Here is a 9877-nt window from a genome sequence, read left to right on the forward strand (position 1 = left end):
TATGAGATTATTTTTATATTTATATATTAGTTATCTGTCTAAATTTTTTTTGCTCTTTCCAGTAAGAAATTAAATAGAATTACAAATTGCCCGATAGTCAGCCATAATGGTACCAATATTTTTGCTAGCACTAATAAAATTAGTTTTTAAAATCGAAACAAGTATAAAAGAGAAAAATATAGATGTCTTCCATTTTTTCAGTATAAAGTTTTTTAGCAGGTTCTAGGAATGAATTAACTACATCATCATAAGAAAAATGAGATAATGCTGCTATACTGGAGGAAAGGTTAAAGTATAGGTTAGATAGAAAGAATAAAAAATCAACAAATGACGGTACCGCTCTCCAAGTAGTTGAATAAAACCCTATCCTCTTGGAAATTTTATTATACTCATCCAGAGTTTCATCTAATTTTGTGTTGGATAGCCATTTCTTTAATTTTTTATATGTGTTATAATCTTCTATATATTTTTTGAAATACTGAGGTTTAGCTTTATCCTTGTGTTGTTCCAGTACTTCATCAGGAGACATAGAAGTATTTTCACTAATTTCCATAATATTTCCTATAAGACCCAACATATTGGCGTTAGAAGTTAATTTGAAAATGTATAAGATAGAAAAGAAATCAAACTTAGAATCGATATTATCTATGACAAAGTGAACACAGTTTCTTATAATTTCTGAATAATTAGGGTCTTTCAACTGTGGGGCTTTTGAGAGCAAGCCTTCTTTTATATCATCTAATGTACTGATTATATTATCTTCCAGCCTGAGAGCATATAAAATTGGAAAAGTGTAAACTTCCCCTAATTTACGATCTTCGGTTTTATGAAAATATATATCATTGATTGGGCTAAATGATTTAGTTCCAGTGTCTTCTAATTCTAAAGGCTTACTGTTAGATTTGATCAAAAATATGTTTACAAATCTTATTAAATGCCTTTTATCTAAAATTCTGACTCTAGTGTATTCGATAAAGGAATATAAAATATCCTTTATATCAGCATTAGCAAATGGATTCTCATTTACTAGGTCCCGTGCATATTTTAAGTACTCATACTCATACTCATTAAAAGTTATAGATATTCTCTTCATGTATGTACATATATAAAATGATTTTAAACTTTCGTTTGAAAAGGAAAAATTTATATGTCAAATATGCATAACATACATGCTTAGACATGATAAATAATAAAAAGTTAAACAGAACAAGTATATACCTGCCAATTGAGATTAAGTTAAAATTGATGAGGAAGGCAGCAAAGCTTAATCTGCCATTATCCCAGCTTCTCATTAGAGGTGCTGAGGCATATGAGGTGACAGAACATGATAAAAAATGATGAAAAAAAGAAAATTCCGAGGTTATTTGAGCTATGGGACAAGATCGTTAATGGTTCAGAACAAGAAAATAAAAAGGAGGAGGGAAAATGATAGCAGGAGACTACACCAGGCTAACCTTAATTTCCCTTATTTTTTATATTATATTGCATGTTAATAAACTTTTTCATAGTGAGGCATTAAAAAGATGACAAATGAAATACTAGAAGCTGCCAAAAAATATTGCGAAAACCATATTTTTATTTTTCCTGTAGGTAAAAACAAAGTGCCGCATACAATTCACGGCCTTAAAGATGCAACGAACGATTATAATCAATTTTTGAAATTATATAAACCAGGGGATCAGATTGCAATTCTGACTGGTGCTATAAATAATTTGTATGTTATCGATTGTGATGTTGAGAAGGATAATAATCACAGGCCCGTTATAAAGGATGGAAAAATTATAAACACCGGCGAACAGAACTTTATCAGCCAATTCATTAACAAAAATAATGCTGAAAAATTTAAAACAAAAACAATAAAAACTCAATCCGGAGGCAAGCAGCTATATTACAAATTGAGAAATAACCAGGTATCCTTAAAAACGCACATAGGAATATTACAAAAGGTGGATTTGAAGGGAGATGGAGGCTATGTTGTTGCACCTCCCAGTGAGGGCCAGTACGGAAAATACAAAATAATAGTTGATGCCCCAATTTCAATTATGCCTGATGAATTATATAATTATCTTTATGAATTAGATATGTCAGATGATTCTAATGAGACCATTGTACCCATTAATTTTAACGATTCAACCTTATCTTTATTAATTAAAACTGTCTCGGACATATTCAAGCATCCCAACGGCAAAGGAAATGAAATGCTAATGGCGTTTTCTGGTGCCATGGCCCTTAGAAATATATCAATTGAACACACAAAGGAGATAATAAAGGAAGCTGCAAATTTAAATAAATGGCCGGATGTAAATTACTCTGTCATTGATAATTCTTACAATAAGGCCAAAAATAACAAAAAAGTCCTTGGATATACAACTTTTAAAAATGATGTAATATCAAACAAGGATCAATATGAAAATTTTGATGAAATTATAAAAAACTTAGAATTAATCTTCGAACACTATGAATCACCATTTTATGATATTGATGGCCATAATGTTAAGCACTTTAACAAGGAAAAATCAATAAAATTCGTTATGTCCAAATATACAAACCTTTTTACCGATGAATTTGAGAATTTATATCATTTTTCAGACCTCGATGGATGGCATACCGATGTAGAAAATGAAATTAAAAAATTTATACAAATAACAGACAATTCAATATCCGAGCATAATATTAATGAGATTATAGCGGGAATAAAACATATAACTTACAGCAAAGAATTTAAAAACAAAAAACTGCCAAATACTTTAATACCGATTCCATCTGGCCTTTACAACGTTGAAACAAAAAAGCTGGAGCCCCATAACAAAAATTTTTTCTATAAAAACATTGAAAGGAAATACATCTCTGAGGCAAATCAACTTGCATTTGATTGTTTCTTAAACAAGATCCTGGTGAATCCTAAAAAAGATAAAAGAACTGTATATGAGTCTTTGGCCTGGTGCCTTCTAAATGATAATAACATTCAGGGCATGGTAATTTTTTACGGTGAGGGTGGCAATGGAAAAGGAATTATTCAAAATGATGTTATTTCAAATCTGCTTGGCCGTGAAAATGTGGCCATGCCAGATCTAAATAGGATTGCAAATTACCCATTTGAATTGCAATCTATTGCTAACAAAAAGGCCTTGTTATTCTCAGAATCCGTAAAGGGCGTTACATATAACTGGGAAATACTTAAAAGAATTACAGGCCATGATTATGAAAATATCCCGATTAAAAACAAGCCCTCGATACTTAGCCAGTATCAATCTGCTGTTATTCTATCAACGAATCAGTTAATTCCACCGAAAGATGAACTGGCAATATGGCGTAGAATCATAAACATCGTTGAGTTTAATAATTTCCTTAATACCTTAAATCCTGATGAAATTGCAAAAATTATGGCGCAATTATCAAACCCTAGTGAACTTGATGCCTTGTTTTCCTTTATTATAGATAAGATATATCCCGAATTTATAAAACATGGATTTACACATAGATATAACATAAAAACAGCCAAGGAAAGGTATTTAATGAAGTCAAATCCTGCAATAACATATTTAAAGCTTAAAGAGGCTAAAGATGAAATTCTAATAGATCCTGATGATGTTTTAAATTACTGCAAAAAACACGGATTGGATGAAAATAATTGCATTTCAGCAAATAGAGATGGCACAGTAACGGTTTTTGAAATCAAATCAGCACTGATAAAACAGGTTAATCAGTTCTGTAAGGCTAACCATTTACCGAAATACGATGAACAGGACAGGAACTCACAAACAAAGCTAGGACAAGCAATTCACTATCTTGACCTTGAGGTTTCTGAGTTTAGAAAAAGAATTAATGGAAAACCCATACATGCATGGTCAGGGATATTTGTAACACCCGATGATGAAGATCTAAAAATTGATGATAATGATGATCGCAACCCTGAAAATTCAGCCCTAGATAATGATAACAAAGGCCATAATTTTGATCTTAATTCTTTACCGGAGGGTCCAGTTAAACAATCATTAATAGAGGAACATGAGCAAAAAGAATTTGAAAAGCAAAAAGAACAGCAAAATGAGGATAACAAAAATGCAGGGAATTCAGAAAATAAAGACTCCGAGAAGGCAAAAGAAGGCAATGAAGGAAATAATGAAAATAACAAAGGTAACCCAGAAAACATTATAATGCCAAAAGGCAAAGCCCATTATTACCAGGTATTAAAAAATTTCAATAAATATGATTATTCATTTTTCTATGGTTCTGATATATCATGTAATAGTTCCAAGATTATACCCAAAAAAGGTTCATCTGAAACATCATATGTTCTTTTAAAACTTATTATCCCTGATAAATTGAATAAAACGCCAAAGGGTTGGGGTTTATTTTTAGCCGATTCTCAGGAAATATCAGAAACCGATTTTAACATATTATCCAAGGGTGATTCTCAATGACTTACACTGATATTTTTTATCTGGGCCCAGAGATGAATGTATGTGGCTATTACGGTGATTATAAGCTAATTCCAGGTAAAATAACTGTGGAATCCTGGATGGCTGATATTTTAATCAATCACGGTTATGGCTTATCCTTAAAGCCAGGAGATGAAAGCTATGAAAGAAGGAATAAAAAATATAATAAAAAGGTTAGAGCAGGCCATAAAGAAAATATTCAGAAAGGAGGCGAATTAAAATGGCGGATCTAGATCTTAGCAATGTACCCATAGCATCAGTTATGGATGGTGATAAAATAGGCCAGATCATAATAGAAAAGTTTACACTGAAGCCATTCTGTGAGATGTGCAATTCCTTTGACTGCATTCATGTGAAATATGCCATGTCGTTTAAACAGGTCAGGAAGAATTTCATTGAATCGGTTAAACGCATATGCCATAACTGCGGCCATTACAATGACAATGATGCAAATTACTGTGTTCATTGCGGCAAGAAACTGGCAAAATCTGGGGATGATAAACAATGAAGGAGGCAATAAGGGTGCAGAATCCAGATGGTTCCTTTAAAATAGTATTCAGGGAAAATAACAACAGGCCCAGTAATAATATTAAACAGGAAACAAAAGAAACAAAGGATAACAGCGATAACAAAAAACATGAAAAAAAGAAGAAAGAGATCCAGGATCCAAGATATTTTAATCCATTAAATCCGGAACACATAGATATCTTTGGCAGGGATCTATTAAACAAGGACCTTATTTTTTCATTATTAAACGGTGAGACAATAAAGGGCAAAATGATAGGCTTTGGCCAGTATGAGATTTTATTAGAATCTGGAAATAAGAAATTAATCCTGCTTAAGCAGGGAATAATGAAAATAGAGGTGTTATGAAATGAATCTAGACAGTTTTATAGAATCAGAGGAATTGAATGATAAAGAGGTAAAGAAGGTTAAAGAGTATATAGAATCCTTAAAAAAATCAAAAGAAAAACAGGGAAATGAGGAATGCCCTTACTGGAAAAGGGGATGCAATGACCAGATATGCCCAATGCTTAAGGACAATTCCAAATATATTTGGTATTCAGATGAGGATCCATGCAATAATCCTGAATATAAGGATAATATTATTGCAATAAACCAGAAAAAACTTAAAAAGAAGAATGCAAAAGGATATTTTACTTACAATATGCTTAACAGGAATTTCATCATAAAAAGGGGCATAGAGGGAATCGATCCAGATGTTCCCGATTCAGTGGAATCAAAAGGCCAGAAGGCCATAGATAAATTATACAGGGACAGGGAGGAATCATGGCTTAATTCACATCCAGAGATTAGCGATAAACAGATTGAAAAGAACAGAAATTTAGCAATGAAAGGTTCAGAGGCATTAAAAAGATACATGGAGGGAAAAAAATAATGCTGATATATTGCATCTTTAAAAAAATAATGGCTTTATAATGTATTCAGAGAAATCAACATTAACTAATAGTATAATTACACATCAAGGGCATATTATAAACAAAAAGCAAATATTAAAACATCCAAAACAGTTTAAAGAATCAATTAAAAAGTTATCATCTATTTTTTACATCCATGCCAATCAAAAAATAATGCTGATATATTATAATTTAAGGGAAAAAAATCATTTTCTTTATATACTTTTCAAAATAAAGGCACTCAAGGGTATAATTATGCCTAAAACATCATTAATATCTAAAAATGCCATTTATGGATATAATTTCCCATTTAAGATGCCTTTTCATCCAGGGCCTGATATAAATGAACCATTACCGGAAGATCCAGGGGATGATTCAGATGATTAAGAATGGTAAATTTTTTATGGACCTTCCAGAGGACTGGAATAAAATTATAAAGGCATTGAGAACAAGGCCCATGGATATCTATGAGTTAAGGAATGAAACAAATATTGAATTTGAAAAATTAAAGGAAATACTAAAAACAATGAAGCTGCTTGATATGGTTTCATACATGCATTATAAAGATCCAATAAAAATGATAAAAAAGGAGGGCAAAAATGATAAAGGCCATTAAAATAGATGATAAACAAAAAATACTGGATGACTATAATTACAGGCCTGCAAAGAAATTATATGAAAAAAGGATCTTTAGGGAATATAAATTCCTGGAGGATCTATATAAAGAAAAATATCATACAGACAATTTTGATGTCTATGATTTATATGATTTAACATTTAACATAAAGACAAGGTTTGCAATAAAGAATTCACCAAGGAATGCTTTTATTGCAAATTATAAAAAATATTTAAAGATGAAAGATAAATTGACTTATTAAAAATTTTAATAATAATTGCATAAGTATTTTAATAATTCAATACAAAAATTTAAAAATAAATCTATATTAAAGACATATAATGATAAATCAGTTAGAGTATATTTATCCAGATAATTTTGAAAGCAATATAAAGGAATATTTAAAGATTTTACCTACAAAAAAGGGAGAATTAAATAAAAGGGCGTATATGGTAAGCAAATTAATGGTAAATATAATGGGAATAAAGCCAGAATTTATAGGTTTTGAGGAGAATAGAAATGATGTTTATTATGCGGGAATATTAATAGAAACAAAGGATGAAATAAATAAAAGTACAAGGGAAAAGGCATTGGAGGAATTAAAAAGGTATAAAAATACTAGAGAGGAAAATGGATATACAGTTTCTAAATTAATTGTAACCGATGGAAATATATTTGAGGTATACAATACCAATGAGCAGAAGGAGTATGATTTTATATTAAACCATGAAATAAAAGATCAAAATGATGATTATACCTTAAACAATTTATATACAAGACTATACTTATTATTTAATCCAAAAGGTATAAAGTTAAATCCCAAAATTGATATTATAATACCAAGGCTTTTGGATTTACAGAATGAAATACTAAAAAATATTCAAAATAATAAAATAAATATTGATAATCTGGAATATGCCATTAAGTTTGATGAGTGGAAAAATTATGTGGCCAAGGTTTTAGGAAATAATAATGAGATATCATTAGAATTTTATTTAAGGCACGTAATAATATACTATTATTCCTTATTTATAGTTGGTAAGGTTTTAGGTGAAAATAATACAGAAAATATATTAAATGGTTCTGCTTTTGAGGCTAAGGGGATAATGAATTTTGTGGAGCCCGATAACTTTTTTGATATATTTGTAGATAAGAATAACAAATTTTTCTTATATATTAATGAAGAAATAGATTTATACGATTTTTCCAATATAAATGATGATATCTTCAGGGTTTTATATGAAAGCGTTATATCACCAAGTGAGAGGCATAATCTCGGTGAGTTTTATACACCGGAATGGCTTGCAAAAATTTTAGTCGATGATTTAGTTGAAAAGGACAATGTAATTTTAGATCCTGCATGTGGTTCAGGAACATTTTTAAAGTTAAGCATTGAAAGAAAAAAGAATCTCGGTTCAAATAATAATATTCCAGATCAGGTAATAGGCTTTGATATAAATCCTCTTGCAGTTGTATTTTCAAAGGCAAATTATATATTATCCCTTGGCAAGGATTATTTAAAGCAAAAATTAGACTTGATTATTCCAGTATTTTTGGCAGATTCACTAATGACATATTATAAAAGAAGTTCATTAAATGCTGATATACAGAGCGTTACAATAGATTTTAATCCAATAGCAAATATAAAGGCAGAATTCGATTATTCTTATGTTGATGAAGGAAATGAGCCAATAATACAGCTAAATAAATATATAGAGGATATGAAAATATTTGTATACAACAATTTAAAAACAGTAAGTATAAATGTACCAAAAAAATTTAATTACAACTCAGATCTAATTAAAAAATTAATACAATTGGTTAATAATAAGAAGGACGGCATATGGTTCTATGTTTTAAAAAACATATACACACCATATTATTTTAGAAATAAAATTGATGTTGTATTAGGGAATCCTCCATGGTTAACTTATAGGGAAACATCATATGAAAGGCAACATGATCTGGATTCCATTTATGATGAATACAACATGAAACATGGCTCACAAAATAAGGCCAATGTTGATTATGCTGGTTTTTTTATTGCAAGGTCATCTGAATATTTAAAAAGGAAAAATAAAAAAATTACGGGTAAAATAGGCTTTGTTATAACCAGATCCATTATGAACGCCTCACAGTATAATGGTTTAAGAACAAAAGCATGGGTTAATTCAACAAATATAAGCAATTTAATAGATATTGATAATTCTATTAATCCATTTAGAAAACCCTCATGTATAATAGTTTTTGATTTCAATTTAAAAAAGTGCAAATATATAAATGGCTCATTAATAAAAAATTCTGCAAATAAAAAAATTGACGTTTTCAGTAATAATATAGATTATGACATAATAAATAAAAAGTATTATATTAATGCCTCAGAGAACGAATCTGCTATTTCAGATAAACCGATGAATTTCGGTAAAAATTCTATTTATAAAAGTATATTCAAAAGAGGTGCAACAATATTCCCAAGGCCTTATTTCTTTGTATATATATTGAAAGAGGAGGAATATGCATATTTGATAAAAACTATGGATAAATATAACCCATTAACAGCAGATAAAAGGCATAAGAAAGGAAATTATTCTTTTGTATGGAATAATTTTTATGCACTTAAAGATTTAATATACAATATAATTTTAGGTGAATCTATTGAGAATTTTGGAATTCATTTACATGATAAGGCAGTATTGCCTGTAATGGATTATACATTTATTATTGATGAGAATAAAGACACAATACCATACACATATTCAATAAAAAATAATATATATGAAACAAAAAATATGAATACAATACAAAACAATCTATTAAAAAATTACATAGAAAAATTAAATGAAATAGAAGAGGACTGGGAGAAAAATAGAGGAAATAAGTTTACAACTGCAAAAAACGATGCCAATTCTATGAGTTTTATAGACTGGTTAAACTATGGAAATAAATTATTATCACAGCATAAATATAATTATATGGTTGTTTATAATACAAGCGGGACAAGAATAAGATCTGCCGTTGTAGAAAATAAAAACATATTGGTTGATTATACTGCATTTTATGCATATTTTGATGACAAAAACGAGGCATATTATATATGTGGAATATTAAATTCTGATTATTTAATTAATCAGCTAAAGAACTCCGGAATATTATCAGAAAGGCATATAGTTAAAAAACCATTTCAAATAGGTATACCAAAATATGATAAAAATAATGATATTCATAATAATATAACCCTGCTTTCTATGGAGCTGCATAAATTAAAGGATAAAATTGATAATGAATCTAATAAAGAAGAAATTGAAAATCTAAATAAAGAATTTAAAGATAAATATAATGAATTAAACGCTTATGTGGAAAAATGCCTTAACAATTGATATAGATTAGAAATAATTAATTGT

At 29.4% G+C, this 9877-nt stretch carries 11 protein-coding genes; 10 read left to right on the forward strand and 1 reads right to left on the reverse strand.

The annotated features are described in order from the left end of the window. Nucleotides 1-139: 139 nt before the first annotated feature. Nucleotides 140-1093, reverse strand: a complete 954-nt coding sequence (locus AOG54_RS07220) for a hypothetical protein (protein ID WP_054963981.1) — start codon at nucleotides 1091-1093, stop codon at nucleotides 140-142. 86 nt (nucleotides 1094-1179) lie between these two features. Here AOG54_RS07220 and AOG54_RS09755 point away from each other — a divergent pair, with 86 nt between their 5' ends. The 10 genes from AOG54_RS09755 (at nucleotide 1180) to AOG54_RS07265 (ending at nucleotide 9853) form a co-directional block, all read left to right on the forward strand. Further along, nucleotides 1180-1338: a hypothetical protein gene (locus tag AOG54_RS09755; protein ID WP_156318727.1), complete on the forward strand. Its 159-nt coding sequence runs from the start codon at nucleotides 1180-1182 to the stop codon at nucleotides 1336-1338. A gap of 185 nt (nucleotides 1339-1523) precedes the next feature. Beyond that, nucleotides 1524-4424 (forward strand): bifunctional DNA primase/polymerase, encoded by a 2901-nt coding sequence (locus tag AOG54_RS07225; protein ID WP_054963980.1) that lies wholly within the window; start codon nucleotides 1524-1526, stop codon nucleotides 4422-4424. Next, the gene (locus AOG54_RS07230; protein WP_054963979.1) at nucleotides 4421-4675 is read left to right on the forward strand and encodes a hypothetical protein; all 255 of its coding nucleotides are present in this window, start codon (nucleotides 4421-4423) and stop codon (nucleotides 4673-4675) included. Before AOG54_RS07225 ends, AOG54_RS07230 begins: the two co-directional genes overlap by 4 nt. Further along, entirely contained in the window at nucleotides 4663-4950 is a 288-nt protein-coding gene (locus AOG54_RS07235; protein ID WP_054963978.1) for a zinc ribbon domain-containing protein, read from the forward strand. The genes AOG54_RS07230 and AOG54_RS07235 overlap by 13 nt, the downstream gene beginning before the upstream one ends. Then, nucleotides 4947-5315 carry a hypothetical protein gene (locus AOG54_RS07240; protein ID WP_054963977.1) on the forward strand — a complete coding sequence of 123 codons (369 nt, stop codon included), beginning with the start codon at nucleotides 4947-4949 and terminating at the stop codon, nucleotides 5313-5315. Before AOG54_RS07235 ends, AOG54_RS07240 begins: the two co-directional genes overlap by 4 nt. A 1-nt stretch (nucleotide 5316) precedes the next feature. After that, nucleotides 5317-5841, forward strand: coding sequence for a hypothetical protein (locus AOG54_RS07245; protein ID WP_054963976.1), 525 nt, complete (start codon nucleotides 5317-5319; stop codon nucleotides 5839-5841). A gap of 274 nt (nucleotides 5842-6115) precedes the next feature. Continuing rightward, nucleotides 6116-6247, forward strand: a complete 132-nt coding sequence (locus AOG54_RS10190) for a hypothetical protein (RefSeq protein WP_269082273.1) — start codon at nucleotides 6116-6118, stop codon at nucleotides 6245-6247. After that, nucleotides 6240-6476 (forward strand): hypothetical protein, encoded by a 237-nt coding sequence (locus AOG54_RS07255; RefSeq protein ID WP_055032574.1) that lies wholly within the window; start codon nucleotides 6240-6242, stop codon nucleotides 6474-6476. Before AOG54_RS10190 ends, AOG54_RS07255 begins: the two co-directional genes overlap by 8 nt. After that, complete coding sequence (locus AOG54_RS07260) at nucleotides 6460-6738, forward strand: hypothetical protein (protein ID WP_054963973.1); 279 nt, start codon at nucleotides 6460-6462, stop codon at nucleotides 6736-6738. The genes AOG54_RS07255 and AOG54_RS07260 overlap by 17 nt, the downstream gene beginning before the upstream one ends. Nucleotides 6739-6817: 79 nt before the next feature. Next, entirely contained in the window at nucleotides 6818-9853 is a 3036-nt protein-coding gene (locus AOG54_RS07265) for a DNA methyltransferase (RefSeq protein WP_055032575.1), read from the forward strand. Nucleotides 9854-9877 lie beyond the last annotated feature (24 nt).

The sequence above is a fragment of the Acidiplasma aeolicum genome (assembly GCF_001402945.1).
Lineage (GTDB): Archaea > Thermoplasmatota > Thermoplasmata > Thermoplasmatales > Thermoplasmataceae > Acidiplasma > Acidiplasma aeolicum.

Excerpts from the sequence above, each read along its gene's own strand:
- AOG54_RS07260 (WP_054963973.1), top strand. The coding sequence starts at position 6,460 with ATGATAAAGGCCATTAAAATAGATGATAAACAAAAAATACTGGATGAC.
- AOG54_RS07255 (WP_055032574.1), top strand. The coding sequence starts at position 6,240 with ATGATTAAGAATGGTAAATTTTTTATGGACCTTCCAGAGGACTGGAAT.
- AOG54_RS09755 (WP_156318727.1), top strand. The coding sequence starts at position 1,180 with ATGATAAATAATAAAAAGTTAAACAGAACAAGTATATACCTGCCAATT.
- AOG54_RS10190 (WP_269082273.1), top strand. The coding sequence starts at position 6,116 with ATGCCTAAAACATCATTAATATCTAAAAATGCCATTTATGGATATAAT.
- AOG54_RS07235 (WP_054963978.1), top strand. The coding sequence starts at position 4,663 with ATGGCGGATCTAGATCTTAGCAATGTACCCATAGCATCAGTTATGGAT.
- AOG54_RS07230 (WP_054963979.1), top strand. The coding sequence starts at position 4,421 with ATGACTTACACTGATATTTTTTATCTGGGCCCAGAGATGAATGTATGT.
- AOG54_RS07265 (WP_055032575.1), top strand. The coding sequence starts at position 6,818 with ATGATAAATCAGTTAGAGTATATTTATCCAGATAATTTTGAAAGCAAT.
- AOG54_RS07245 (WP_054963976.1), top strand. The coding sequence starts at position 5,317 with ATGAATCTAGACAGTTTTATAGAATCAGAGGAATTGAATGATAAAGAG.
- AOG54_RS07220 (WP_054963981.1), bottom strand. The coding sequence starts at position 1,093 with ATGAAGAGAATATCTATAACTTTTAATGAGTATGAGTATGAGTACTTA.
- AOG54_RS07225 (WP_054963980.1), top strand. The coding sequence starts at position 1,524 with ATGACAAATGAAATACTAGAAGCTGCCAAAAAATATTGCGAAAACCAT.
- AOG54_RS07240 (WP_054963977.1), top strand. The coding sequence starts at position 4,947 with ATGAAGGAGGCAATAAGGGTGCAGAATCCAGATGGTTCCTTTAAAATA.